Below are 26,991 nucleotides of genomic sequence, written 5' to 3'. Positions count from 1 at the left end.
GATAAGAAAATGGCGACGACCACCCTTGGGGTCAAACTCGACGACCCGACCCGCGAACGCCTTAAGGCTGCCGCGACCTCCATTGATCGCACGCCGCACTGGCTGATCAAGCAGGCGATTTTCAATTACCTGGAGAAACTCGAGGGTGGTGCAACCCTGGCCGAGCTCAATGGCTTGAGCAGCAAGGATGCCGACGACGCGGGCGAGGTCCAGGCCGACCACGCGCACCAGTGCTTCCTTGAGTTCGCCGAGAGCATCCTGCCGCAATCGGTACTGCGCGCCTCGATCACCGCCGCTTACCGCCGCCCGGAGCCGGAAGTGGTGCCGATGCTGATCGAACAGGCCCGCCTGCCGGCCCCCATGGCTGAAGCCACCAACAAGCTGGCCGCCTCGATTGCCGAGAAACTGCGCAATCAGAAGAGCGCCGGCGGCCGTGCCGGTATTGTTCAGGGCTTGTTGCAGGAGTTTTCCCTGTCGTCCCAGGAAGGCGTGGCCCTGATGTGCCTGGCCGAAGCGCTGTTGCGTATCCCGGACAAGGGCACTCGCGACGCACTGATCCGCGACAAGATCAGCACTGGCAACTGGCACCCGCACTTGGGCAACAGCCCGTCGCTGTTCGTCAATGCCGCCACCTGGGGCCTGCTGCTGACCGGCAAACTGGTCGCCACGCACAACGAAGCCGGCTTGACCTCATCCCTGAGCCGCATCATCGGCAAGAGTGGCGAGCCGATGATCCGCAAGGGCGTCGACATGGCCATGCGCCTGATGGGCGAACAGTTCGTCACCGGCGAAACCATCGCCGAAGCCCTGGCCAATGCGAGCAAGTTCGAAGCCAAGGGTTTCCGCTATTCCTATGACATGCTCGGTGAAGCCGCGCTCACCGAACACGACGCCCAGAAGTACCTGGCCTCGTATGAACAAGCCATTCACTCCATCGGCAAAGCCTCACACGGCCGTGGGATTTATGAAGGCCCGGGCATTTCCATCAAGCTTTCGGCACTGCACCCGCGTTACAGCCGTGCGCAATATGAGCGCGTGATGGACGAGTTGTACCCGCGCCTGCTGTCCCTGACCCTGCTGGCCAAGCAATACGACATCGGCCTGAACATCGATGCCGAAGAAGCCGACCGCCTGGAACTGTCCCTGGACCTGCTGGAACGCCTGTGCTTCGAGCCGCAACTGACCGGCTGGAACGGCATCGGTTTCGTCATCCAGGCTTACCAGAAGCGTTGCCCGTACGTGATCGATTATGTGATCGACCTGGCACGCCGCAGCCGCCATCGCCTGATGATCCGCCTGGTTAAAGGCGCGTACTGGGACAGCGAAATCAAGCGCGCCCAGGTCGAAGGCCTGGAAGGCTACCCGGTGTACACCCGCAAGGTGTACACCGACGTTTCCTACATCGCATGTGCTAGAAAACTGCTGTCGGTGCCGGAAGTCATCTACCCGCAGTTCGCCACGCACAACGCCCACACCCTGTCGGCCATCTACCATATCGCCGGTCAGAACTATTACCCCGGCCAGTACGAGTTCCAATGCCTGCACGGCATGGGCGAACCGTTGTACGAACAGGTTGTAGGCAAGGTTTCCGAAGGCAAGCTGAACCGTCCGTGCCGCGTGTACGCGCCGGTCGGCACTCACGAAACACTGCTGGCGTACCTGGTGCGTCGCCTGCTGGAAAACGGCGCCAACACCTCGTTCGTCAACCGTATCGCCGACCAGTCCATCTCGATCCAGGAACTGGTGGCCGACCCGGTGGCCAGCATTGAGCAAATGGCCACGCAGGAAGGCGGCTTCGGCTTGCCGCACCCGCGTATTCCATTGCCGCGCGACTTGTATGGCAGCGACCGCGCCAACTCGGCCGGTATCGACCTGGCCAACGAACACCGCCTGGCGTCACTGTCGTGCGCCCTGCTGGCCACCGCTCACAACAACTGGAAAGCCGCGCCGATGCTCGGTTGCGCCGCCAGCGAGCAGGCCGCGACAGCGGTGCTGAACCCGTCCGACCTGCGTGATGTGGTCGGCCAGGTGCAAGAAGCCACTATTGAAGACGTCGACAACGCGATCCAGTGCGCCATCAATGCGGGCCCGATCTGGCAGGCCACCCCGCCCGCCGAACGCGCCGCGATCCTCGAGCGCGCCGCCGACCTGATGGAAGGCGACATCCAGCCACTGATGGGCCTGCTGGCCCGCGAAGCCGGCAAGACCTTCGCCAACGCCATCGCCGAAGTGCGTGAAGCCGTGGACTTCCTGCGTTACTACGCGGTGCAGGCACGCAACGATTTCACCAACGATGCCCACCGCCCATTGGGCCCGGTGGTCTGCATCAGCCCGTGGAACTTCCCGCTGGCGATTTTCAGCGGCCAGGTGGCGGCTGCGCTGGCCGCCGGCAACCCGGTATTGGCCAAGCCCGCCGAGCAAACCCCATTGGTAGCGGCCCAGGCCGTGCGCATCCTGCTCGAAGCCGGTATTCCGGAAGGCGTGCTGCAACTGCTGCCGGGCCAGGGCGAAACCGTCGGTGCCCGCCTGGTGGGCGACGATCGCGTCAAAGGCGTGATGTTCACCGGCTCCACCGAAGTGGCGCGCCTGCTGCAACGCAATGTCGCCGGGCGCCTGGATGCCCAAGGCCGTCCGATCCCGCTGATCGCCGAAACCGGCGGCCAGAACGCGATGATCGTGGACTCCTCGGCGCTCACCGAACAAGTGGTCATCGACGTGGTGTCGTCGGCCTTCGACAGCGCCGGTCAACGTTGCTCCGCGCTGCGCGTGCTGTGCCTGCAGGAAGATTCGGCGGACCGCGTCATCGAAATGCTCAAGGGCGCCATGGCGGAATGCCGCCTGGGCAACCCGGAGCGACTGTCGGTGGACATCGGCCCGGTGATCGACGCAGAAGCCAAGGCCGGCATCGAAAAACACATCCAGGCCATGCGCGACAAAGGCCGCAACGTTTACCAAGTGGCGATTGCCGATGCTGAAGAGATCAAGCGCGGCACCTTCGTGATGCCAACCCTGATCGAACTGGAAAGCTTCGACGAACTGCAACGCGAGATCTTCGGCCCTGTGCTGCACGTGGTGCGCTACAAGCGTAAAGAGATCGACCAGTTGATCGGCCAGATCAATGCGTCCGGCTACGGCCTGACCCTGGGCGTGCACACCCGCATCGACGAGACCATCGCCAAGGTGATTGATAACGTCAACGCCGGTAACGTTTACGTTAACCGCAACATCGTCGGCGCCGTGGTCGGTGTGCAGCCGTTCGGTGGCGAAGGCCTGTCGGGCACCGGCCCGAAAGCCGGTGGCCCGCTGTATCTGTACCGCCTGCTGTCGACACGTCCTACCGATGCGATCGAACAATCCTTCGTACGTGGCGACAAGCTGGCGGCACCCGATGTGCGCCTGCGCGATGCCATGAGCCAACCGCTGACTGCCCTGAAAACCTGGGCCGACAGCAATAAGTTCAGCGAGCTGAGCACCCTGTGCACTCAATTCGCCGCGCAGTCGCAAAGCGGCATCACTCGCCAACTGGCCGGGCCGACCGGCGAGCGCAACAGCTACGCCATTCTGCCCCGCGAGCATGTACTGTGCCTGGCGGAAGTAGAAGGCGACCTGCTGACCCAACTGGCCGCGGTGTTGGCGGTAGGCGGCTCGGCGGTATGGCCGGAAACCGACCTGACCAAGGCCGTGTTCCCACGCCTGCCGAAGGAGATTCAGGCGAAGATCCAGCGCGTGGCTGATTGGGCCAAGGACGAGGTGGTGTTCGACGCGGTCCTGCACCACGGCGATTCCGACCAACTGCGCGCGGTGTGCAAGCAAGTGGCCCAGCGTGGCGGTGCGATTGTTGGCGTGCATGGTTTGTCGCAAGGTGAGACGGCGATTGCACTGGAGCGCCTGGTGATTGAGCGGGCGTTGAGTGTTAACACCGCAGCAGCGGGTGGCAACGCCAGCTTGATGACCATCGGCTAAAAAACGCAGTTGCACAATGTGGGAGGGGGCTTGCCCCCGATAGCGGAGTTTCAGTCAGCACACCTGGTGCTGACACACTGCTATCGGGAGCAAGCCCCCTCCCCACTTTTTTGATCGTGTTTCAATTCCCTCCCCGCGTTCTGCCCCTTCATCACCCAGATCAATCTTGCTATCCACCCTCCATTTGCGCACTTAGACTCCGGCCTATTCCCCTAAAAGGTAAGCCGCCATGTCCGAGACGCTGCTCAGTTCCCGCAATCTGGCTTTCGAGCTCTACGAAGTCCTCGATGCCGAGGGCCTGACCCAGCGCGAGCGGTTTGCCGAGCACAACCGCGAAACCTTCGACGCGGCCATCAGCACCGCGCGCAGCATCGCCGAAAAGTACTTCGCCCCCCACAACCGCAAAAACGACGAAAACGAACCGCGCTACGAAGACGGCAAGGCCATCCTGATTCCCGAGGTCAAGCCGGCCGTGGATGCGTTCCTTGAGGCGGGCTTCCTCAACGCCGCGCGCAGTTTCGACGCGGGCGGCATGCAGTTGCCCACCCTGCTGTCCCAAGCCTGTTTCGCCCACTTCCAGGCGGCCAACGCGGCGTCCACGTCCTACCCGTTCCTGACCATGGGCGCGGCCAACCTCATCGAAAGCTTCGGCACCGAAGAGCAGAAACAACGTTTTCTGCAGCCCATGATTGATGGGCGCTTTTTCGGCACCATGGCCCTGACCGAGCCCCATGCCGGCTCATCCCTGTCGGATATTCGCACCCGCGCAGAGCCGGCGGCTGACGGCACCTATCGGCTCAAGGGCAACAAGATCTTCATCTCCGGCGGCGACCACCCGTTGTCGGAAAACATTGTGCACATGGTGCTGGCCAAGCTGCCGGACGCACCGGCCGGGGTGAAGGGCATTTCGCTGTTTATCGTGCCCAAATTCCTGGTCAACGAGGATGGCAGCCTCGGCGCACGCAACGATGTGTTGCTGGCCGGGCTGTTTCACAAGATGGGCTGGCGGGGCACCACGTCCACCGCGCTGAATTTCGGCGATAACGGCAACTGCGTCGGCTACCTGGTAGGTAAACCGCACCAAGGCTTGAGCTGCATGTTCCAGATGATGAACGAGGCCCGCATTGGGGTTGGCATGGGCGCCGTCATGCTCGGTTACGCGGGCTACCTGTACTCACTGGACTACGCTCGCGAACGCCCGCAAGGGCGCCTGCCTGACAACAAAGACCCCAGCACCGCGCCGGTCTCGATCATCCAGCACGCCGATATCAAACGCATGCTGCTCACCCAAAAAGCCTATGTGGAAGGCGCCTTCGACCTGGGCCTGTACGCCGCGCGGTTGTTCGATGACACCACCACGCTGGGAACCGACACCGAGCGCAAACAAGCCCACGAACTGCTGGACCTGCTCACGCCCATCGTCAAATCCTGGCCGTCGGAGTTCTGCCTCAAGGCCAACGAACTGGCGATCCAGATCCTCGGCGGCCACGGCTACACCCGCGAATATCCGGTGGAGCAGTACTACCGCGACAACCGCCTGAACCCGATCCATGAAGGTACCCATGGCATCCAGTCCCTGGATTTGCTGGGTCGCAAGCTGGCGCAAAACGGTGGCGCGGGGCTCAAGCAACTGATCCGCCTGATTGCCGAAACCGGTGCGCGGGCGCACAAATACCCGTCACTCACCGCCTTGAGAGAGCCGCTGGAACAACTGGTGGCGCGCCTGCAAGAAGTCACGTTGGGACTGCTGACGGATCTCGCCCAGGGCAGCGTCAACAACAGCCTGGCGAACTCGGCGCTGTACCTGAAGGTATTCGGGCATACGGTGATTGGCTGGCGCTGGCTGGAACAGGCGATTCGCGCCGAAGAAGGGCTGGCCCGGGGCAATGCGGCGGACATGGCCTTCTATAAAGGCAAGCTCCAGGCCGCCCGTTACTTCCTGACCTGGGAAGTACCGGGCTGCCATCATGAACTGGCGATTCTTGAGGCACGCGACGATGCGTGCCTGGGGATGCAGGATGGATGGTTCTAAGGCTGGATCGCCTTGGAAATCACTTCGACCGTGGCGCTGACTTGCTCTTGGTAACGGTCGAGTTCCTGTTGGTGCGCCTGCTGCATTTCGATCTGCTCGGCGCACAGGTTCAGCGCCGCCAGCACCAGTAATTTGTCACCGATCAGGGTCGGGTACTTTTTCTTGGTGGTGGCCAGGGAAGCCTTGAGCATGGTCACGGCGTGCATCAGGGTTTTATCCTCCCCGGCCGGCGCCTTGATCGAGTAATCCTCTCCGAGAATCGAAACGACCTTTATGCCTTCATTCATGCGCCGACAGGCCCCGCGCTCACGCGCTCAACCAACGCCTGGATACGGGCCGCGGTGGCGCCATGCTTTTCTTCCTGCTCCATCAGGCTCAGTTGCAGGCTGTCGTTCTCATCCTTGGCGCTGGCAAGTTGCGCCTTGAGGGATTCGTTGCTGCCCAACAGGTCTTGATTCTGCTGTACCAGGTCGCTGACCAGTTGTTCCAATTGGCTGAGGGATGCTTCTAACATTTTGATTTCTCGGGCTTTTTCAAAGGGCGGTGACGATAAAGAAAATTCACCTCGGATGCCAGGGTTATCCCCGGCGCGCAGCTCGATTTTTAAGGGGCCGGGCCACACTTTCGAGCCTTAGTGACTGCATATCCCCCATCTGGTTCCTGAAACCATAAAACCTCTGGTCGGGCGCTTGCGCCTCCAACTGAACGTACTCGGTTAAAAATGTGGGAGGGGGAGCCTGCCCCTTACACATTTGGATCCCTGCGAATCAGAAAAAGCTTTTTGACAGCGCAGCAATTCAACAGGTTAGAATCGCTGGCACGCAGACTGCATGGTCAGTCCGCGCCTGTCTTGTTTGCCCACGGAGTACTGCCTTTGAATGCGACGACCATCAACAGCCTGTTCTTGATCGGCGCGTTGCTGGTGAGTGCGAGCATTCTGGTAAGTTCTCTTTCGTCGCGCCTGGGGATTCCGATCCTGGTGATCATCCTGGGCGTAGGCATGCTGGCCGGTGTCGATGGCGGCGGCATCATCTTCGACAACTACCCGACCGCCTACCTGGTGGGCAACCTGGCCTTGGCCGTGATCCTGCTCGACGGCGGCCTGCGCACACGGGTAGCGAGTTTTCGCGTGGCGCTCTGGCCGGCGTTGTCGCTGGCCACGGTGGGGGTATTGATTACCACCGGCCTCACCGGCATGGCGGCGGCATGGCTGTTTAACCTCAATATCATTCAAGGCTTGCTGATCGGCGCCATCGTCGGCTCCACCGATGCGGCGGCGGTGTTCTCGCTGCTGGGCGGCAAGGGGCTTAACGAACGGGTCAGCGCCAGCCTCGAAATTGAATCCGGCAGCAACGACCCGATGGCGGTGTTCCTCACCGTGACACTGATCGACATGCTCGCCAGCGGCCAGACCGGCCTGCACTGGAGCCTGCTGACCCATCTGGTGCGCGAATTCGGTATCGGCGGCATCGTCGGCCTGGGTGGCGGCTGGTTAATGCTGCAAATGGTCAACCGCATCAACCTGGCCAACGGCTTGTACCCGATCCTGGTGATCGCCGGCGGCCTGTTCGTATTTGCCCTGACCAACGCCCTGCACGGCAGCGGCTTCCTCGCGGTGTACCTGTGCGGCCTGGTGATCGGCAACCGTCCGGTGCGCAGCCGTCATGGCATTTTGCATATGCTCGATGGCATGGCCTGGCTCGCGCAGATCGGCATGTTCCTGGTGCTGGGCCTGCTGGTCACCCCCCACGACTTGCTGCCGATCGCCCTGCCGGCGCTGGGCCTGGCGCTGTGGATGATCCTGTTTGCGCGGCCGCTGTCGGTGCTGGTCGGCCTGCTGCCGTTCAAGGCGTTCCACGGCCGCGAAAAAGCCTTTATCGCCTGGGTCGGCCTGCGCGGCGCGGTGCCGATCATTCTGGCAGTGTTCCCGCTGATGGCCGGGCTGCCCCATGCGCAGCTGTATTTCAACCTGGCGTTCTTTATCGTGCTGGTGTCGTTGCTGGTACAGGGCACGAGCCTGCCGTGGGTGGCCAAGTTGTTGAAAGTGACGGTACCGCCGGACCCCGCGCCGATCTCCCGTTCCGCCCTCGAAGTACATGTCACCAGCGAGTGGGAACTGTTCGTCTACCGCCTGGGCGCGGAAAAATGGTGCATCGGCGCAGCCCTGCGCGAGCTGAAAATGCCCGAAGGCACACGGATCGCTGCCCTTTTTCGTGGCCAGCAACTGCTCCATCCGTCGGGTAGTACCGTGCTGGAAGTCGGCGATCTGCTCTGCGTGATCGGCCACGAACACAACCTGGCGGCCCTGGGCAAACTGTTCAGCCAGGCACCGCAACGCGGCCTCGACCTGCGCTTCTTCGGCGACTTCGTCCTTGAAGGCGACGCCCAACTGGGCGCGGTTTCGGCGCTGTATGGCCTCAAGCTCGAAGGGATCGACCCGGACATGCCGTTGAGCCGTTTCATCACCCAGAAAGTCGGCGGCGCGCCGGTGGTCGGCGACCAGGTGGAGTGGAACAACACCATCTGGACCGTCGCGGTCATGGACGGGAACAAGATCGGCAAAGTGGGCGTCAGATTCCCCGAAGGAAGTCGCCCGGGCCCCGGTCTCTTCCTCTAAACTGCCGAGCGACGCAACGCTCCCGACTCTTCACCTAGCTCAATCGGTCTCTATGCCAACCCTGCGCACATTTCTCGCCACCGCCCTGCTGGGCCTGACCCTTTGTGTCGGCAACGTCTACGCCGCCGACCCGCCCAGCGCCGACGCCATCCAGCAAACCCTGGACAAGCTGCCCGACCGCAAGCTGCCCGACGCCGACATGAAGGCGCTGCAAACCGTCCTGCAGCAAACCCTGACGTACCTGGGCAACAAGCAGGACTACGAGCAGCGCCTGGCCGACGTCAAGCGCCAGTTGGAAGATGCCCCGCGCCAGACCAGCGAAAATCAGCGCGAACTGACTCGACTCAAAGCCACCAAGATCATTCCGGTGGCCCAGCGCTATGCCACGCTGCCCGTACCGCAGCTGGAACAACTGCTGGTCCAGCGCAGCACCCAGCAAGGCGACCTGCAAAAAGAACTGGCCGACGCCAACAGCATGACCATCGCCGCGCAGACCCGCCCCGAGCGTGCGCAGACCGAAATCAGCAGCAGCCAGGCGCGCATCCTACAGATCAACTCGACGCTCAAGGCCGGCAAGGACAATGGCAAAGCCCTCAACGCAGACCAACGCAACCAGCTGAATGCCGAACTGGCGGCACTGAATGCCTTGATCCCGCTGCGCCGCCAGGAACTGGCCGGCAACAGCCAATTGCAAGACCTGGGCAACAGCCAGCATGACCTGATCCAGGAAAAAGCCGCGCGCCTGGAACAAGAGATCCAGGACCTGCAAACCCTGATCAACCAGAAGCGCCTGGCGCAATCCCAGCAGACCGTGACGCAGCAGTCCATCGAGGCACAGAAGTCCGGCGGCAGCAGCATCCTGGCCACGGAAAGCGCAGAGAACCTGAAGCTGTCCGACTACCTGCTCAAAAGCACCGACCGCCTCAACGACCTGACCCAGAAGAACCTGCAAACCAAGCAACAACTGGACACGGTGACCCAGAACGACGCCGCGCTGGACGACCAGATCAACGTGCTCAAGGGCAGCCTGCTGCTGTCGAAGATCCTCTATAAGCAAAAACAGGCCTTGCCACGCCTGACCGTCGACCGCGACCTGGCCGACGATATCGCCAACATTCGCCTGTACCAGTTCGAGGTCAACCAGCAACGCGAGCTGATCAGCTCCCCCAGCGCCTATGTGGAAAACCTGCTGGCCAACCAACCGCCGGATGACGTGACGCCACAGCTGCGCCGCACCTTGCTGGAACTGGCGATTACCCGCAGCGACTTGCTGGAACGCCTGAGCCGCGAACTGAGCGCGCTGCTCAACGAATCCATCACCCTGCAACTGAACCAGAAACAACTGCTGAGCACCGCCACCACCCTGCGCGCGACGCTCGACGAACAGATGTTCTGGATCCCCAGCAACAAGCCGCTGGACACCGAGTGGCTGGAAAGCGTGCCGGCGCACCTGAGCAAGCAAGTCACCAGCCTGCCGTGGGCGTCCAGCGTCAGCGAACTGTATGACGGCCTTACCCAGCGCCCACTATTGTTTCTGCCGCTGCTGCTATTGATTGGCGCCCTGCTGTGGCGACGCAAGGCGCTGTACCAGCGGCTGAGTAAAGTGCATCTGGACATCGGCCACTTCAAGCGCGACAGCCAATGGCATACGCCGCAGGCCATCCTGATCAACATCCTGCTGGCGATGCCGGTGTCCCTGGGGCTGGCATTGTGCGGCTACGCATTGCAGATCGACGCCCGCGGGCAAAACGCCAACCTGGGTTCAGCGCTGCTGCAACTGGCCCAGGCATGGTTGGTGTTCTACACCGCCTACCGGATTCTCGCGCCAGGTGGCGTGGCCGAACTGCACTTCCGCTGGGAAAAACCCCAGGTTGAATTCCTGCAAGGCTGGGTCCGCAAGCTCGGGCTGGTGGTACTGGCCCTGGTGGCCGTGGTGGCGGTTGCCGAGCACCAGCCGGCGGCGCTGGCCGATGACGTATTGGGCATCGGCGTCGTGCTGACCTGTTATGCCCTGATGGCCTGGCTGCTGGGTCGCCTGCTGCTCAACAGCCCCACCCACGAAAAAGCCTCGCTGTTTCGCAAAGCCATGGGCCTGCTGTTTACCGCTTTGCCCGTCGCATTGTTTATCGCCGTGTGCTTCGGCTATTACTACACCGCCCTCAAACTCAGCGACCGCTTGATCAACACCCTGTACCTGCTGATGTTCTGGCTGGTGATCGAAGCCACCTTCGTGCGCTGGCTGAGCGTCGCCGCACGACGCCTGGCCTATGCGCGCGCCCTGGCCAAACGCCAGGCGGCCAAGGAAGCGGGTGAAGGCGAAGCGGTGGTTGAAGAGCCGACGCTGGACATCGAAAAGGTCAACGAACAATCCTTGCGCCTGATCCGCCTGGCCCTGCTCGGTGGTTTTATCGCGGCGCTGTACTGGGTATGGTCGGACCTGATCTCGGTGTTTTCCTACCTGGATAACGTCACCCTGTACGAATACACCAGCGGCACCGGGGCCAATATCAGCATGGTGCCCATCAGCATCGGCGACTTGCTCGGCGCGCTGATCATCATCGGTATCACCTTCGCCCTGGCGCGCAACTTGCCCGGCTTGCTGGAAGTATTGGTGCTATCCAAGCTCGACCTGGCCCAGGGCAGCGCCTACGCCACCACCACGTTGCTTTCGTACGTGATTGCCGGGGTGGGTTTTGTCTCCACGCTCTCCACCCTCGGCGTGAGCTGGGACAAATTGCAATGGCTGGTGGCCGCACTGTCGGTAGGCCTGGGCTTCGGCATGCAGGAGATCTTCGCCAACTTTATTTCCGGCATCATGATCCTGTTCGAACGCCCGGTGCGCATCGGCGACACCATCACCATCGGTAACCTGTCGGGCACGGTGAGCAAAATCCGCATCCGCGCCACCACCATCACCGACTTCGACCGCAAGGACATCATTGTCCCGAACAAAACCTTCATTACCGGGCAACTGATCAACTGGTCGCTGACCGACACCATTACCCGCGTCACCCTGAAGCTGGGTGTGGACTACGGCTCCGACCTGGACCTGGTAAAGGAGTTGTTGCTCAAGGCCGCCAGGGAAAACCCACGGGTACTCAAAGAACCCGAGCCTCACGTGTATTTCCTCAATTTCGGCGAAAGCACCCTCGATCACGAACTGCGCATGCACGTACGTGACCTGGGCGACCGTAACCCGGTGCTGGACGAGGTCAACCGCTACATCAACCGTGAATTCAAGAAACAGCACATCAACATCTCCTTCCGGCAGATGGAGGTGTACCTGAAAAACCTGCACGGCCAGGAATACAAACTGGTGCCGGTGGAAGACGAGCGCAAGACCCTTATCGGTCCCGCGCCGGTGCAGGACGCACCCGAGCCGCCCGCCGGAAAGGTCGAGGATGCGCCGGAACCGCCACCGAGCAAACTCGACTAACGCATCTAGCCCCAGCACAATGCCGGGGCATTCTGCTGGAGATGGCCGGTGAAAGCCCTAGACGAACTGACCTTCGACAACCGCTTCGCCCGTTTGGGCGACGCGTTCTCAACCCACGTCCTGCCAGAACCGCTCGATGAGCCGCGCCTTGTCGTGGCGAGCGATGCTGCCATGGCCCTGCTCGACCTCGACCCGGCGGTGGCCGAAACGCCGGTGTTTGCCGAGCTGTTTGGCGGCCATAAGCTATGGGCCGAAGCTGAGCCGCGGGCGATGGTCTATTCGGGGCATCAGTTCGGCGGCTATACCCCGCAACTCGGCGATGGCCGCGGACTGTTGTTGGGCGAGGTGTACAACAATGCCGGCGAGCACTGGGACCTGCACCTCAAGGGTGCCGGGATGACGCCGTACTCGCGGATGGGCGATGGCCGCGCGGTGCTGCGCTCCTCGATTCGTGAATTCCTCGCTTCCGAGGCGCTGCATGCGCTGGGTATCCCCACCAGCCGCGCCTTGTGCGTGATCGGCTCCAGCACGCCGGTATGGCGCGAGAAGCAAGAGCGCGGCGCCATGGTGTTGCGCCTGGCGCCGAGCCATATCCGCTTCGGGCATTTCGAATATTTCTACTACACCAAAAAGCCCGAGCAGCAGGCAGAACTGGCCGAGCACGTCTTGAATCTGCATTACCCCGAATGTCGCGAACAGCCCGAGCCGTACCTGGCGATGTTCCGCGAGATCGTCGAGCGCAACGCCGAACTGATCGCCAAATGGCAGGCCTACGGTTTCTGCCATGGCGTGATGAACACCGACAACATGTCGATCCTCGGCATCACTTTCGACTACGGGCCGTATGCGTTTCTGGATGATTTCGACGCGCACTTTATCTGCAACCATTCGGACCATGAAGGGCGCTATTCCTTCAGCAACCAGGTGCCCATCGGCCAATGGAACCTCAGCGCGCTGGCCCAGGCGCTGACGCCGTTTATCAGCGTTGAAGCCTTGAAGGAGGCGCTCGGCCTGTACCTGCCGTTCTACCAGGCCCACTACCTGGACCTGATGCGCCGCCGCCTGGGGCTGACCACGGCCGAAGACGACGACCAGAAATTGGTAGAGCGCCTGCTCAAGCTGATGCAGAACAGTGGCGTGGATTACACGCTGTTCTTCCGCCGTTTGGGGGATGAATCTGCGGCGCTGGCCGTGGCGCGGCTGCGCGATGACTTTGTCGACATGGCCGGGTTCGATGCCTGGGCCGACCTGTACAAGGCCCGTGTTGCGCGGGATGGGGAGTACAGCGAAGAACAGCGCCGTGGGCGGATGCACGCGGTCAACCCGCTGTACATCCTGCGCAACTATCTGGCACAAAACGCCATCGCCGCCGCCGAATCCGGGGATTACAGCGAAGTACGGCGGCTGCATGCGGTGCTGTCCAAGCCGTTTGAGGAGCAAACGGGGATGGAGCAATACGCGCAGCGGCCGCCGGATTGGGGCAAGCATTTGGAGATTAGTTGTTCGTCGTAATGTCACTGAATGAAGGTTTCAACCGAAACTCCAAAGCGCTCAGCCAGCCAACGAATTTGCCGCACGTTGAGCTGGCGCTTTCCGCTCAATACTTCAGAAACAACCGATTGGGCACCCACGCCCGGCAGATCGCTTTGGGTGAGGTTGTGCTCACGCATCATGTAGCGCAACACGTCTACACCAATGGCCTCGGGCATAGGGCGATGCTTATGATCGTAGGCTTCGATCCAGTCGCTGAGGATATCCACCAAGCTCATCAGAGGGCTGTTTTCATCTTCACCGACCAGGCTCAGTAACTCGTCCAAGCCGCACACCAGGGCGTCGTAGGCCGCCTCGTTTTCTGGTTTGCGCAGCACGGGCGAAACGTATTGCCAGTGCTCTGCCGCCACTCGCATAAGCGCGCTCATCTGGTTTTTTCCTTCCATTTATCTTTCTCATAATCACGATGATCAAGCAGCTGCTTGATATAGACGCGCTGCACCTGATAGGCCACGCAAGCAATCAATCTCAGCTTGTTACCTCCGATATCAAACACATGAAACTTTCCGACCTTATCCGTGGCAGGGAACATGGTTTTCATCGACGCGAAGTCTTTGGGGGAGTTGCGCCTGATCAAGCGATACCACTGATCCAAAGCCGTTGCTGAGCGCGGCCACTTTTCCTTTGCTTCCCAAATCTTTTTTTCACTGTCCTTATCGCATCTTGCTATAGAGGTTAGACCTGTACCTCGAATATCTCAATTTGCTATAGCTGCAAACAGACCGATGGCACAAAACGGAACAGACTCCAACAGACTAGATAGCGGGGCCTTCACTAGCATGAGCCAACTATGAGCGAATAAGTCGCCCACTCGTCTCCTTGATAAATCCAAGGCCTGGCTCCAGATAGATCCCATTGGCCAAACCAAGGAGCCCCCATGTCCGAACCTCTCGTCATCCCCTGCCCCCATTGCAACGGCCTCAACCGCATCCCCGGCGAACGCCTGGGTGATACGCCCAAGTGCGGGCGTTGCAAGCAACCCGTGTTGTTGAACAAGCCGTTTGAGCTTAAGCAAGGCGACTACGCCAGCCAGATCAAGGGCGACCTGCCGCTGTTGGTGGATGTGTGGGCCGACTGGTGCGGGCCGTGCAAGTCGTTTGCGCCGGTGTTTGAACAGGCGGCTGGGCAGCTTGCGGGCAAGTGCCGACTGGCCAAGCTCGACAGTGAGGCCAACCAGCAGTTGTCGGGGCAATTGGGGATTCGCTCGATCCCCAGTTTGATTCTGTTCAAGAACGGCCGCGAAGTGGCGCGCCAGAGCGGGGCGTTTCCGTTGCCGCAGTTAATGAGTTGGTTGCGTAGCCAGGGCGTGTAACCGATCGGGAAAGCACCACCGGACAGTGTGGGAGGGGGCTTGCTCCCGATAGCGGTGGGTCAGTCAGTCCATCCGAAACTGATACACCGCTATCGGGAGCAAGCCCCCCTCCCACAAGTTTTTGTGTCGTCGGCAAAATCAGCCGTTTTCCAGCAAGTTATGCAATTCCACAAACTGCTGCGTCAGCTTGTGTCGCGGGTCCAAGTGGATCAGCGGTTTGCTCTCTTGGTGCGACTCGCGCATGCGCACCGAGCTGGCCAGGTACACCGGCAGCACCGGCAGCCCTTCGGCAATCAGTTCGTCCAATATCTGCTGTGGCAGGCTTGCCCGAGCCTGGAACTGGTTAACCACGATGCCTTCCACTTCCAGGCCTTCGTTGTGGTCGTCCTTCAGTTCTTCGATTTCCGCCAGCAGGCCGTAGAGGGCTTGGCGCGAGAAGCTGTCGCAATCGAAGGGGATCAGTACGCGATCAGCGGCAATCAACGCCGAAACCGCATAAAAATTAAGTGCTGGCGGGGTATCCAGGTAAATCCGGTCGTAATCCTCGCCCAGTTCATCCAACAGCTTTCTCAGCTTGTTGATCTTGTGCTTAGCCTCAAGCTTGGGCTGCAGATCAGCCAATTCGGCAGTGGCGGTGATCACATGCAGGTTGTCGAACGGCGTTTCGTAGATATCCACCTTGTTCTTCTTCGAAAACGGCCCGGAAGACAGGGTTTGCTTGAAAAAATCCGCGATCCCCATGGGGATATCATCGCCAGTCAGCCCGGTGAGGTACTGCGTTGAGTTGGCTTGTGCATCGAGGTCCACCAACAGGGTTCGATAGCCTTCGCTGGCGCTGACCGCCGCCAGGTTGCAGGCGATGCTGGACTTGCCCACGCCGCCTTTCTGATTGAACACCACACGCCGCATGGAAAAACCTCCGTGTATCAATAATTGTCCGAGTGTAGAGGGCAAAAGCGCCTGTTAGCTACCTCGTTCATCGATGCGTTGCGGCAACAAAGGCAGGCCACGCACAGGTGATTAGGAATAGTCCGACAATCCAAGCCGACCTCGGCTAGGGGACAATCTGTAAATCTCTCCCACTATTTTGTAATCAGCCGTGAACAATTATTTACCAAAGTTTGCTAGAACCCCACGGCACCGGGATAATGCGCGCCATTCGGCGATTGCTCCCTGTCCCGGTATTCGGGGCCAAAAGCCGCACATGGAAGCCCGCAGGGGCGGGATAACTTCTCAGTGATCAACTTCAACATCGCCCAATGGCGCGCCTGGGCCCCTGGCCTGGAGCGTGCGGACGACTGGCACGCCTGGTGTCGGGCCCCGGTGTTGCTGCCCGCCAGCGAAGCCTCGCCCGACGTGTCGTTTTTGCCGGCCATGCAGCGCCGGCGCCTGAGCCGTCTGGCGCGCATGGCGTTCAGCGTGGGCTGGCCGCTGGCCGAGGGCCTGCAAGACCTGCCGTTGGTGTTTGTTTCCCGGCATGGTGAAACCCCGCGCACGCTCGACATTCTCAGCGACCTGGCCAACGACCAGCCGCTGTCGCCGACCCAGTTCAGCCTGTCGGTGCACAACGCGGTGATTGGCCTGTGGTCGATCCTGCGCGATGAAACCAGTGAAATGACCGCCCTCGCCGCCGCCGGCGACGGCCTGGAGCACGGCGTGCTTGAGGCTGCCGCGCTGCTCAACGAAGGCACGCCGGCGGTGTTGCTGGTGATTACCGAAGAACAGCCCCCCGAGGCCTACGCCAACTGGATTGTCGATGTGCCGTTCCCTTACGCCCTTGGCTTGCTGCTGACACCAGGCGACGAGTGGCAACTGGAACTCACCTCGGGCACTGTCCAACCCACTCGAACCCAGTGGCCCCACGCCCTGAACCTGCTGCGCACCCTGCTCACCGAACAGGGCGCCTGCCAACATGCCTGGAAGAACCGCGTATGGAACTGGCAACGCAAGGCCTGACCAGCAAGCCACGGGATGCCTACTACTGGCGCCTGCTCGCCACCGCCGCCAGCTTCACGCTGTTCGGCTTCGGTGGGCTGTGCCTGCGCTTGCTGATTTTTCCGTTACTAAGTTGCCTGCCGGGCAGCGCAGAAAAACATCAGCGCCGTGCCCGCCATACCATCAGCAAACTGTTCTGGTTCTTTGTCCGCATGATGTATCGCGCAGGCGTGCTGACCTACAGCGTCGAAGGCGCCGAAAAGCTCGGTCGCCCCGGCCAGATGATCATCGCCAACCACCCTTCGCTGATCGACGTCGTGTTCCTGATCGGCCTGATGCGCCAGACCAACTGCGTGGTCAAGCAGAGCCTGTTCCAAAACCCATTCATGCGTGGCCCGGTGCGCGACGCCGGCTACATCAGCAATGACGGCAGCTCGGACATGCTCGACGCCGCCGCAGACGCCCTGCGCGCAGGCCAGACCTTGATCATTTTCCCGGAAGGCACCCGCACCACACCCGGCGCAGCGCCTGCCTTTCATCGCGGTGCCGCCGCCATTGCACTGCGAGGTGCGACACTCATCACCCCGGTGGTGATCAAAGTAAGCCCCACCACGCTGACCAAAGCCGAACCCTGGTATCGCATCCCCAAACGCCGCTTTCATTTCAGTTTGCGCGTGGGTGCCGATATAGAACCACAGGCGTTTGCAACACTGGGACCCGCACCCCAGGCCTCACGCAAGCTCAACGATTACCTGCATGACTATTTTATTAAGGAGCTCGCCGAAGATGAGCGACCAACACCGCCTTGAGCACGACATAAAAACGCTGATTATCGACGCCCTGGGCCTGGAAGATATCAACCCCGACGACATCGGTAGCGACCAAACCCTGTTCGGCGAAGGCCTGGGCCTGGATTCGGTAGACGCCCTGGAATTGGGCCTGGCGATCCAGAAAAAGTACGGCATCAAAATCGATGCCGACGCCAAAGACACGCGCAATCACTTCACCAATGTGGCCAGCCTTGCGGCATTCGTCACAGCCAGACAGGCAGCTTGAGACCGGACCATGCAAACTCGTGACGATATTTTCAACACCCTGCGCGATGCCTTGGTGGAACTGTTTGAACTGCCCCCGGAACGCGTCACTCTGGACGCCAACCTGTATCAAGACCTGGAAATCGACAGCATCGACGCTGTCGACCTGATCGACCATATCAAGCGCCAGACCGGCAAGAAAATCGCCGCCGAAGAGTTCAAGGCGGTGCGCACTGTCAACGATGTGGTTGAGGCGGTGTACCGTCTGGTCCAGCCCGCCGCATGAGCCGGCTGATCGGCCTTGGCCTGTTGTTGGCGGGGCTGCTGTACCCCTTTGCGGTGTATTACGGCACCGAACATTTTGCACCCTGGCAATTCGGCCTGCTGTTGGGCGGCCTGTGGCTGCTGCGCGCCTTCACGGGTACGCGCCGCCCCGGCAGCCGCTGGATGGCGCTGGCGGTGATCGTGTTCTGCCTGTTGCTGGCCTGGTTCGATAACCCGTACTTGCTGCGCTGGTACCCGAGCCTGGTCAGTGCGTTCATGCTGGCGCTGTTTGGCCTGAGCCTGAAATACGGCCCGCCGATGGTCGAGCGCCTGGCACGCATGACTGAACCGGACCTGCCTGCGAATGCGGTGGTGTATACGCGTCAGGTCACCGTGGTGTGGAGTGTATTTTTTCTGTGCAATGGCCTGCTCGCCGCCGCCCTCACCCTGTGGGCGCCGCTGAGCTGGTGGACGTTGTACAACGGCTTGATCGCCTACGGGCTGATGGGGCTGTTGTTTGCCGTGGAATGGCTGGTACGACAAAGGGTTCGAGGCCGCGTATGAATGGGTTGAAACTTGAGCACCTGCTGCTTGAGCCGCTGCAACAACGCAGGGTCACGACTGAACCTGCGATGAATCACGCCCAGCTGTGGGAATATTCCCTGAGCCTGGCGGCCGGCCTGCAAGCGCGCGGCATTCGACGCCTGGCCGTGTACCTGGAAGATGCCGGCAGCCTGGCGATCGCCCTGCTGGGGGCCTGGCGTGCCGGAGTCAGCGTGCTGCTACCCGCCGACCTGCAACCGCAAACCCGCCAACGCTGGGCCGATGCCGTCGACGCCTGGCTGACTGAAGCGGCGGACCTGGACGCGCTCTACCAGGCCCCCATGAGCCCTGCCGCCCTCAGCCTCGATACCTGCCAACTGAGCCTGTGCACCTCCGGCTCCAGCGGCGAGCCCAAGCGCATCGATAAAACCCTGCGTCAGTTGGCCAACGAAGTCCAAGCCCTTGAGGCGCTGTGGGGCGCCGATCTCAAGGATGCGTGCATCATCGGCAGTGTCGCCACCCAGCACATCTACGGTTTGCTGTTCCGCGTACTGTGGCCGTTGTGTGCCGGTCGCACCTTTGTGCGCAAGCAGCTGGCCTTCCCCGAAGACTTGCAACGCGCCAGCCGCGAGCATGCGCAGTTCGCCTGGGTGGCGAGCCCGGCGCTGCTCAAGCGCATGGGCGACAACCTCGACTGGCCCGCGTTGAGCCAGGTTTCACGGGTGTTTTCCTCCGGCGGCGCGCTGCCGTCCGAGGCCGCCGGCAGCCTCTACGATCGCTTGCAACAATGGCCGACGGAAATCCTCGGCAGCTCAGAAACCGGCGGCATTGCCTGGCGCCAGGGCGCGCAACCCTGGCAGCCGTTTGCCGATGTGCAGTTGAGCCAGGATGCCGACGGCGCCCTGCGCATCGCATCCCCCTACCTGCCCGCCGGGCATATCGAACACACCGCCGACGCTGCGCGCATTCATGCCGATGGCCGCTTCGAGCTGCTCGGCCGCCTGGATCGCATCGTCAAGCTGGAAGAAAAACGCATTTCCCTACCCATGCTCGAACAGGCGTTGATGACTCACCCCTGGGTCGCCGAAACGCGCCTGGGCGTGATCCAGGAAAGTCGCGCCTCCCTCGGCGCCCTGGTGGTATTGAGCGCCGCCGGCCTGCACGCCCTGCGCAATCAAGGCCGACGCAGCCTCACCCAGACCCTGCGTCAGCACCTGAGCCAACATTGCGAAGCCCTGGCGCTGCCGCGTCGCTGGCGTTTGCTGCGCCAACTGCCGCTGAATGCCCAGGGCAAACTGCCCCAGGCCGAGGTGACCGCGCTGCTGTTGGCGCCTCGGCCGAAAGCGCCTGAAGTACTGGAGCAAGTCGAGGCCAATGGCGAATGGACCCTGCAGTTGAGCGTGCCGCCGGACCTGGCCTATTTCAGCGGCCACTTCCCGGCCACCCCGGTGCTGCCGGGCGTGGTGCAGGTGGAATGGGCCGTCAACCTCGGCCGGCAACTGCTTGATTTGCCCGCGACCTTTGCCGGCATGGAAGTGCTCAAGTTTCAGCAACTGGTGCGCCCCGGCGACACGGTCGAACTGCACCTGCGCTTCGACCGCGAACGCAGCAAGCTGTATTTCGCCTACCGCAACGGCGTTGCCGCGTGTTCCAGTGGCCGGATAGTGCTGGAGGCCACACATGCATAGCCCCTGCGCACTGATCCCGGTCTACAACCACGAGGCCGCCGTGCCTGCGGTGGTCCAAAGCCTGTTGAACAGTGGCCTGCCGTGCCTGCTGGTGGACGACGGCAGCAGCTCGGCGTGCGCGGCGGTGTTGGCGCAATTGGCGACCCTGGAGCACGTCACCCTGGTGACCCTGCCCCATAACCTGGGCAAGGGCGGCGCCGTCATGGCCGGTTTTCGCGAAGCGGCGCGCCTGGGCTACAGCCATGCGCTGCAAGTCGACGCCGATGGCCAGCATGACCTGCGCGAAGTCGAGACCTTTATCGACACCTCGCGCAGGCACCCCGATGCCATCATCTGCGGCTACCCCGAATACGATGAAAGCGTGCCCAAAGGCCGTCTCTACGCACGCTACCTGACCCACGTGTGGGTGTGGATCAACACGCTGTCGCTGCAGATCCGCGACTCGATGTGCGGCTTTCGCGTGTACCCCCTGACGCCGGTGCTGGCGCTGATGGACTCGGCCTACATCGGCACGCGCATGGACTTCGACTCGGACATCCTGGTGCGCCTGGCCTGGCGCAACCAACCGATGCGATGGTTGCCGACGAAGGTGCACTACCCCGCCGACGGCCTGTCGCATTTCCGGCTGTTCCACGACAACGTGCGCATCAGCGCCATGCACACCCGGCTGTTCTTCGGCATGTTGGTGCGCGCGCCGATGATTCTGTGGCGACGGTGGCAGGTATGACCGACAGCACCAAGCACTGGGCCGACCGCGAAGAGCGCGGCAGCTACTGGCTGATGAGGCTCACCGCCATCGCCGCCAAAGTTCTCGGCCGACGCGTGCTGAGCCCGGTGCTGTACGGCATCGTCTTGTACTTTTTCCTTTTTGGCCGCACGGCGCGCCAGAGCGCCTGGCAATACCAACGGCGCCTGGCCGAGTGGAGCGAGCGCAAGGAGTTGCGCCCATCCCATCGCAGCGTCTTCGGCCAGTTCATGGCCTTCGCCGACGCCCTGCTCGACAAGCTCGACGTGTGGAACGGCAAGCTGCGCCTGGAACAGATCCACATCAACGACCCGGCGCAATTACGCGGGCAACTGCGCGGCGAGCGCGGGCAGATGCTGGTGGGCGCGCACTTGGGCAACCTCGAAGTGTGCCGCGCTCTGGCCGAGATTGGCGAACAAGTCACCATGAACGTGCTGGTGCACACCAAGCACGCCGAACGTTTCAACCGCTTGCTCGGTGAAGCCGGCGCGACCCATTTGCGCCTGATCCAGGTCAGCGAGCTGGACCCGGCCACCATGCTGCTGCTCAGCCAGCGCCTGGACGACGGCGAGTGGCTGGCCATTGCCGGCGACCGCGTACCGCTGCACGGCGGGCGCACGGTGCGCGTGGATTTCCTCGGCCATGACGCGGCATTTCCTCAAGGCCCGTGGCTGCTGGCGGGCCTGCTCAAATGCCCGGTGAACCTGCTCATGTGCCTCAAGCAGCAGGGCCGCTATCACTTGACTATTGAGCCGTTCGCGCCATCGATCGAATGGAAGCGCAGCACCCGCGAGCAGGTCATCGCTCAATGGACCGCGCGCTACGCCGCGCGCCTGGGCCAGTTCTGCCTGCAAGCGCCCCAACAATGGTTCAACTTTTACCCTTTCTGGAAGACCGATGACGACGCATCTTGAGCCGGTAACCTTTGGCGAACGCCCCCTGCGCATCGAAGACGTGCTGGCCCTGGCCAACCGTCAGGCGCCCACGCAGTTGCAGGGCGATGCCGCGTATCGCCAGCGCATCGCCAAGGGCGCGCAGTTCCTCGACTCGCTGCTGGACAAGGAAGGCGTGATCTACGGCGTGACCACCGGCTACGGCGACTCGTGCGTGGTGGCGGTGCCGTTGCAGCACGTCGAAGCGCTGCCGCGTCACCTGTATACCTTCCACGGTTGCGGCCTGGGCAAGTTGCTCGACGCCCAGGCCACCCGCGCCGTGCTGGCCGCGCGTTTGCAGTCGCTGTGCCATGGCGTGTCCGGGGTGCGTGTGGAGCTGCTGGAACGCCTGCACGCGTTCCTGCAACACGACGTACTGCCGCTGATCCCGGAAGAAGGCTCGGTGGGCGCCAGCGGTGATTTGACGCCGCTGTCCTATGTGGCCGCGACCCTGTCCGGCGAGCGCGAGGTAATGTTCCGTGGCGAACGCCGCCAGGCCGCCGATGTACATCGCGAACTGGGCTGGACCCCGCTGGTATTGCGCCCCAAGGAAGCCCTGGCGCTGATGAACGGCACCGCTGTGATGACCGGCCTCGCCTGCCTGGCCTTCGCCCGCGCCGACTACCTGCTGCAACTGGCCACGCGCATCACCGCGCTCAACGTGGTGGCGCTGCAAGGCAACCCGGAACACTTCGACGAACGCCTGTTCGCCGCCAAACCGCATCCGGGGCAAATGCAAGTCGCCGCGTGGCTACGCCAGGACTTGGCCATCGACGCACCGACCGCGCCGCTGCACCGCCTGCAGGACCGCTACTCCCTACGCTGCGCGCCCCATGTGCTTGGCGTGCTGGCCGACAGCCTGAACTGGCTGCGGTCCTTTATTGAGATCGAACTGAACAGCGCCAACGACAACCCGATCATCGACGCTGAAGAAGAGCGCGTGTTGCACGGCGGGCACTTCTACGGCGGGCATATCGCCTTTGCCATGGACAGCCTCAAGACCCTGGTGGCCAACGTCGCCGACCTGCTGGATCGCCAGCTCGCGCTGCTGGTTGATGTGCGCTACAACCACGGCCTGCCGAGCAACCTGTCCGGCGCCCCGGCCGACCGCGCAATGATCAACCACGGCTTCAAGGCCGTGCAGATCGGTACCAGCGCCTGGACCGCCGAAGCCCTTAAAAACACCATGCCGGCCAGCGTGTTCTCGCGCTCCACCGAATGTCATAACCAAGACAAAGTCAGCATGGGCACCATCGCCGCCCGTGATGCGATCCGCGTGCTGGAACTGACCGAGCAGGTCGCCGCCGCCACTTTGCTCGCCGCCAACCAGGGCGTGTGGCTACGCGCCCAGGCCGCGGATGCACGCCCATTGCCGCCCGCACTGGCCGCAATGCACGAAGCGCTGGCCAAGGACTTCCCGCCGGTCATCGAAGACCGTGCCCTGGAAGGCGAACTGCGCCTGTGCCTGCAACGCATCGCCGAACAACACTGGAGGCTGCATGCGTAGCCAAGGCGTATTGCACAGCGACACCGAAATCCTCGTGCCGTTTTTCGACGTCGACACCATGAACGTGGTCTGGCACGGGCATTACGTGAAGTACCTGGAAGTGGCGCGTTGCGCGCTGCTGGACAAGATCGGCCACAACTACACGGCCATGCTCGAAGCCGGCTACGCCTGGCCGGTGATCGACATGCAACTGCGCTATGTGCGCGGGGCGATCTTTGGCCAGACCATCAACGTGCGCGCCAGCCTGGTGGAATGGGAGAACCGCTTGAAGGTCAACTACCTGATTACCGACCTGGCCAGCGGCGAGCGCTTGACCCGCGCCAGCACCGTGCAAGTGGCCGTGGAAATGGCCAGCCGCGAGATGCAGTTGGCCTCGCCCAAAATATTTACAGACGCCGTAGAGAGAGCCTTGAAATGAGATCCCCTGTGGGAGCGGGCTTGCTCGCGAAGGTCGTTAACGATATCGCTGGGTACCTGACACGCTGCGGCGCCCTCAAGTCCTTCGCGAGCAAGCCCGCTCCCACAGTGATCGGGTTTATGCTGTTGTTGAGCGTTTCAGGCACAGCATGCGCTTTTGACCTGCAACAACTCAGCGACCAGTTGGCAAAGCCTTCAGTGATCCACGGCAGTTTCATCCAGGAAAAACACCTGCGTGCCCTGCCGCAACCGCTGGTCAGCCAGGGCTCCTTCGTCCTCGCCAAAAACCACGGCCTGTTGTGGCTGCTCAAGACTCCGTTGCAGCAGGACTACCGCATCAGCGCCCAGGGCATTGCCCGTCGTGACGCCAATGGCTGGCAACTGCTGCCGAACAAGAGCGCCGGCGCCGAGCAGAATCGCTTGTTCCTCGCCGTGTTGCAGGGCGACAGCAGCGGCCTGCAGCGCGACTTCGAACTGCAACTGCAAGGCGAGGCCACGCAGTGGAAGCTCACGCTGATCCCCCGCTCTATGTTGCTCAAGCAGGTGTTCAACCAGATCAACATCGACGGTGGCGCCTTGGTGCACACCATCGAACTGCTGGAAACCCAGGGCGACAGCACCCTATTGCGCCTGCAAGGCAGCACCGCCGATCAACCGTTGAGTGAAGCGGAGCAACACGACTTTGCCCAGTGAGCGTCTGTTGCCGCGCCTGTTCCTGATCCTGCTGGTGGCCGTGCTGGCCCTGGCCGGCTGGCAGTGGCGCCATGGCGCGCCGCTGTCGGCCAACCTGATGGAGCTGGTGCCGGGCAGCACGCCGGATGCCTTGGAACTGCAAGCCGAACAGCGCGTGCAAGAGCCGCTCAACCGCGAAATGCTGGTGCTGGTGGGGCACGCCGACCGCCAGCAAGCGGTGGCCGTGGCGCAGCAGTTGGGCGAGCGCTGGCAGGCCAGTGGCCTGTTTGAAAAGGTGCAGTGGAACCTGCAGGCCGACCTGCCGGCGCTGCGCGAACAATTGCTGCGCGGCCGCCTGGCAATGCTCTCGGCCAAGGACCGCGAGCAACTGATCGAACACCCCGACGCGTTTATCCAACAACGTGTGCAGTCGCTGTTTGACCCCTTCACCGGCTTCAGCCTGGTGCCGAGCCAGGAGGACTGGCTGGGCCTGACCGGGCGTATCCAGAACAGCCAGCCGCAACGCGGCGCGGTGCAGTTGGATATCGGCAGCGGCGCGTTGATCGCCGATGCCGACGGCAAAAGCTGGGTGCTGCTGCGCGCGCGCACCACCGGCAATGCCTTCGACATGAAACTGCCGCTGCAGGTGGCGAACTTGCTCCAGGCCAGCCGCGCACAGGCCGGCCAGCAGGGTGCGCAACTGCTGGCCGCCAGCGGCTTGCTGTATGCCGCCAACGGTCAACGGCAAGCCACCCGGGAAATCACCTGGGTCGGCGGCGGCGCGACCGTGGGCATCCTGTTATTGCTGTTACTGGCGTTCCGTCGTTGGCGGGTGTTGCTGGCCTTCGTGCCGGTGCTGGTGGGCATGCTGTTTGGCGCCGTGGCCTGCGTGGCGCTGTTTGGCCGTATGCATGTGATGACCCTGGTACTCGGCTCCAGCCTGATCGGCGTGGCGGTGGATTACCCGCTGCACTACCTGACAAAAAGCTGGAGCCTCAAGCCATGGCGCAGTTGGCCGGCGTTGCGCCTGACCCTGCCGGGGCTGAGCCTGAGCCTGGCGACCAGTTGCATCGGTTACCTGGCGCTGGCCTGGACGCCGTTCCCGGCGCTGACGCAAATCGCCGTGTTCTCTGCCGCAGGCCTGGTCGGGGCCTACCTGTGCGCCGTGTGCCTGTTGCCGGCGCTGCTCAAGGGCGTGGAGCTGCGCCCGGCGCACTGGCCACTGCGTATCGCCGAATGCCTGTGGCTGTTGCGTGAGGCCTTGCTCAAGCGTGTACCCAGCCCGGTGTTGCTGGCGCTGGTGCTGCTGTTTTGCGCCGGGGGCCTGTGGCAGCTGAACAGCAAAAACGATATCCGCCAGTGGATCGGCGCGCCGCCGCAATTGCTGCAAGAGGCCCAGGCCGTGGCGCGCATCACCGGGTTCCAGCCCACCAGCCAGTTCTTCCTGGTGCGCGCCGAGAACCAACAACAGTTGCTGGAGCGCCAACGCGCCTTGAGCCAGCGTCTGGACCAACTGGTGAACATGGACAAGCTCCAGGGTTACCTGGCACTGAATCAACTGGTCAACCTGCCGGCCGAGCAGCAACAGCTGCGCGAGGCCCTGAACGCACTCGCGCAGCATTGGCAGCCGTTGCTGGACCTCGGCGTACCGGCGAGCGCCCTGCAAGCCGAAGTCGCGCACCTGCAAGCGCTGCCCACCGAAGACATCGACTCCGCGCTGACAGGGCCGTTGGCCGAACCCTGGCGCACCTTGTGGCTCGGCCCGGTGGATGGCGGCGTGGCGGCGATGGTCAGCCTGCAGGGCCTGAACAATCCGGCGCTGCTGCGTGTGCAGGCGGTGGACTTGCCCGGCGTGCAGTTAGTCGACCGCCTCGGCGACTTGAACCGCGTATTTGCCGACACACAGGTCAGCGCCGCCGAATTGAAACTGATGTCGTGTGTACTGATCGTGCTGTTGCTGATCTTGCCGTTCGGCTTCGGGGGTGCCTTGCGCATCGTCGCCCTGCCGTTGCTGGCCGCGCTGTGCAGCCTGGCCAGCCTCGGTTGGCTGGGCCAGCCGCTGACGTTGTTCAGCCTGTTTGGTTTGCTGCTGGTCACGGCGATCAGCGTCGATTACGCGATCCTGATGCGCGAACAGATCGGCGGCGCTGCTGTCAGCCTGTTGGGTACACTGCTGGCGGCGCTGACGACCTGGTTGTCGTTTGGCCTGCTGGCCGTATCCAGTACGCCCGCGGTGAGTAATTTCGGCCTATCGGTCAGCCTGGGCCTGGCCTTCAGCTTTATGCTGGCGCCCTGGGCCGGCCAGCGGAAATACGCCTAATGAATGTGATTATCGCCAATGTG

23 protein-coding genes are annotated in these 26,991 nt (G+C 62.3%); 18 read left to right on the top strand and 5 right to left on the bottom strand.

Going from position 1 to position 26,991, the window contains the following annotated elements; all coding sequences use genetic code 11:
• Positions 1-9: 9 nt before the first annotated feature.
• Together putA and AB4O25_RS20900 are read left to right on the top strand one after the other, a co-directional pair.
• Positions 10-3,963, top strand: a complete 3,954-nt coding sequence (putA, locus tag AB4O25_RS20905; RefSeq protein WP_017526488.1) for a trifunctional transcriptional regulator/proline dehydrogenase/L-glutamate gamma-semialdehyde dehydrogenase — start codon at positions 10-12, stop codon at positions 3,961-3,963.
• 229 nt (positions 3,964-4,192) lie between these two features.
• Positions 4,193-5,995: an acyl-CoA dehydrogenase gene (locus AB4O25_RS20900; RefSeq protein ID WP_460149942.1), complete on the top strand. Its 1,803-nt coding sequence runs from the start codon at positions 4,193-4,195 to the stop codon at positions 5,993-5,995.
• Here the strand turns inward: AB4O25_RS20900 and AB4O25_RS20895 are convergent.
• Both AB4O25_RS20895 and AB4O25_RS20890 read right to left on the bottom strand, forming a co-directional pair.
• A complete protein-coding gene (locus AB4O25_RS20895) occupies positions 5,992-6,282 on the bottom strand; it encodes a cell division protein ZapA (RefSeq protein ID WP_017526490.1) in 291 nt (96 codons plus the stop codon). The genes AB4O25_RS20900 and AB4O25_RS20895 overlap by 4 nt on opposite strands.
• A complete protein-coding gene (locus AB4O25_RS20890; RefSeq protein ID WP_017526491.1) occupies positions 6,279-6,509 on the bottom strand; it encodes a hypothetical protein in 231 nt (76 codons plus the stop codon). The genes AB4O25_RS20895 and AB4O25_RS20890 overlap by 4 nt, the downstream gene beginning before the upstream one ends.
• 360 nt (positions 6,510-6,869) lie before the next feature.
• Here AB4O25_RS20890 and AB4O25_RS20885 point away from each other — a divergent pair, with 360 nt between their 5' ends.
• The 3 genes from AB4O25_RS20885 to selO are packed head-to-tail and all read left to right on the top strand — an operon-like array spanning position 6,870 to position 13,560.
• A complete protein-coding gene (locus tag AB4O25_RS20885; protein WP_017526492.1) occupies positions 6,870-8,612 on the top strand; it encodes a potassium/proton antiporter in 1,743 nt (580 codons plus the stop codon).
• Between the two features lie 52 nt (positions 8,613-8,664).
• Entirely contained in the window at positions 8,665-12,048 is a 3,384-nt protein-coding gene (mscK, locus tag AB4O25_RS20880) for a mechanosensitive channel MscK (RefSeq protein WP_068937013.1), read from the top strand.
• Positions 12,049-12,096: 48 nt separating this feature from the next.
• Positions 12,097-13,560, top strand: a complete 1,464-nt coding sequence (gene selO / locus AB4O25_RS20875; RefSeq protein ID WP_065879475.1) for a protein adenylyltransferase SelO — start codon at positions 12,097-12,099, stop codon at positions 13,558-13,560.
• A gap of 2 nt (positions 13,561-13,562) precedes the next feature.
• Here the strand turns inward: selO and AB4O25_RS20870 are convergent, their stop codons facing one another.
• Together AB4O25_RS20870 and AB4O25_RS20865 are read right to left on the bottom strand one after the other, a co-directional pair.
• Positions 13,563-13,967: a helix-turn-helix domain-containing protein gene (locus AB4O25_RS20870; protein ID WP_460149941.1), complete on the bottom strand. Its 405-nt coding sequence runs from the start codon at positions 13,965-13,967 to the stop codon at positions 13,563-13,565.
• Positions 13,964-14,269, bottom strand: a complete 306-nt coding sequence (locus AB4O25_RS20865) for a type II toxin-antitoxin system HigB family toxin (RefSeq protein ID WP_026067145.1) — start codon at positions 14,267-14,269, stop codon at positions 13,964-13,966. Before AB4O25_RS20865 ends, AB4O25_RS20870 begins: the two co-directional genes overlap by 4 nt.
• A 207-nt stretch (positions 14,270-14,476) precedes the next feature.
• On the opposite strand from AB4O25_RS20865, the gene trxC reads away from it, so the two are divergent.
• Positions 14,477-14,911 (top strand): thioredoxin TrxC, encoded by a 435-nt coding sequence (gene trxC / locus AB4O25_RS20860; protein ID WP_017526497.1) that lies wholly within the window; start codon positions 14,477-14,479, stop codon positions 14,909-14,911.
• Between the two features lie 138 nt (positions 14,912-15,049).
• Here trxC and AB4O25_RS20855 read toward each other — a convergent pair whose 3' ends face one another.
• Positions 15,050-15,820, bottom strand: a complete 771-nt coding sequence (locus AB4O25_RS20855; protein WP_003171256.1) for a ParA family protein — start codon at positions 15,818-15,820, stop codon at positions 15,050-15,052.
• 327 nt (positions 15,821-16,147) lie between these two features.
• On the opposite strand from AB4O25_RS20855, the gene AB4O25_RS20850 reads away from it, so the two are divergent.
• From AB4O25_RS20850 to AB4O25_RS20795, 12 genes are read left to right on the top strand one after another with little or no spacing between them, the layout of a single operon-like run.
• Entirely contained in the window at positions 16,148-16,867 is a 720-nt protein-coding gene (locus AB4O25_RS20850; RefSeq protein ID WP_017526498.1) for a beta-ketoacyl synthase chain length factor, read from the top strand.
• Positions 16,843-17,655 carry a lysophospholipid acyltransferase family protein gene (locus AB4O25_RS20845; RefSeq protein ID WP_017526499.1) on the top strand — a complete coding sequence of 271 codons (813 nt, stop codon included), beginning with the start codon at positions 16,843-16,845 and terminating at the stop codon, positions 17,653-17,655. Before AB4O25_RS20850 ends, AB4O25_RS20845 begins: the two co-directional genes overlap by 25 nt.
• Complete coding sequence (locus AB4O25_RS20840; RefSeq protein WP_017526500.1) at positions 17,633-17,902, top strand: phosphopantetheine-binding protein; 270 nt, start codon at positions 17,633-17,635, stop codon at positions 17,900-17,902. The genes AB4O25_RS20845 and AB4O25_RS20840 overlap by 23 nt, the downstream gene beginning before the upstream one ends.
• A 9-nt stretch (positions 17,903-17,911) precedes the next feature.
• Positions 17,912-18,166, top strand: a complete 255-nt coding sequence (locus AB4O25_RS20835; protein WP_003187949.1) for an acyl carrier protein — start codon at positions 17,912-17,914, stop codon at positions 18,164-18,166.
• Positions 18,163-18,708 (top strand): COG4648 family protein, encoded by a 546-nt coding sequence (locus AB4O25_RS20830; RefSeq protein WP_017526501.1) that lies wholly within the window; start codon positions 18,163-18,165, stop codon positions 18,706-18,708. Before AB4O25_RS20835 ends, AB4O25_RS20830 begins: the two co-directional genes overlap by 4 nt.
• The gene (locus tag AB4O25_RS20825) at positions 18,705-20,375 is read left to right on the top strand and encodes an ApeI family dehydratase (protein ID WP_460149940.1); all 1,671 of its coding nucleotides are present in this window, start codon (positions 18,705-18,707) and stop codon (positions 20,373-20,375) included. Before AB4O25_RS20830 ends, AB4O25_RS20825 begins: the two co-directional genes overlap by 4 nt.
• Positions 20,368-21,102 carry a glycosyltransferase family 2 protein gene (locus AB4O25_RS20820; RefSeq protein ID WP_065879478.1) on the top strand — a complete coding sequence of 245 codons (735 nt, stop codon included), beginning with the start codon at positions 20,368-20,370 and terminating at the stop codon, positions 21,100-21,102. The genes AB4O25_RS20825 and AB4O25_RS20820 overlap by 8 nt, the downstream gene beginning before the upstream one ends.
• Positions 21,099-22,034: an LpxL/LpxP family acyltransferase gene (locus tag AB4O25_RS20815; protein WP_368949587.1), complete on the top strand. Its 936-nt coding sequence runs from the start codon at positions 21,099-21,101 to the stop codon at positions 22,032-22,034. Before AB4O25_RS20820 ends, AB4O25_RS20815 begins: the two co-directional genes overlap by 4 nt.
• Entirely contained in the window at positions 22,018-23,559 is a 1,542-nt protein-coding gene (locus tag AB4O25_RS20810) for an HAL/PAL/TAL family ammonia-lyase (protein WP_017526505.1), read from the top strand. The genes AB4O25_RS20815 and AB4O25_RS20810 overlap by 17 nt, the downstream gene beginning before the upstream one ends.
• Positions 23,552-23,977 carry an acyl-CoA thioesterase gene (locus AB4O25_RS20805; protein ID WP_017526506.1) on the top strand — a complete coding sequence of 142 codons (426 nt, stop codon included), beginning with the start codon at positions 23,552-23,554 and terminating at the stop codon, positions 23,975-23,977. Before AB4O25_RS20810 ends, AB4O25_RS20805 begins: the two co-directional genes overlap by 8 nt.
• Positions 23,974-24,669: an outer membrane lipoprotein carrier protein LolA gene (locus AB4O25_RS20800; protein WP_032883352.1), complete on the top strand. Its 696-nt coding sequence runs from the start codon at positions 23,974-23,976 to the stop codon at positions 24,667-24,669. Before AB4O25_RS20805 ends, AB4O25_RS20800 begins: the two co-directional genes overlap by 4 nt.
• On the top strand, positions 24,659-26,968 hold the full coding sequence (locus tag AB4O25_RS20795; protein WP_460149939.1) for an MMPL family transporter: 2,310 nt from the start codon (positions 24,659-24,661) through the stop codon (positions 26,966-26,968). Before AB4O25_RS20800 ends, AB4O25_RS20795 begins: the two co-directional genes overlap by 11 nt.
• Positions 26,969-26,991 lie beyond the last annotated feature (23 nt).

The organism is Pseudomonas sp. S3_A03, assembly GCF_054668275.1.
This window is presented reverse-complemented; position numbering and strand designations above follow the sequence as displayed.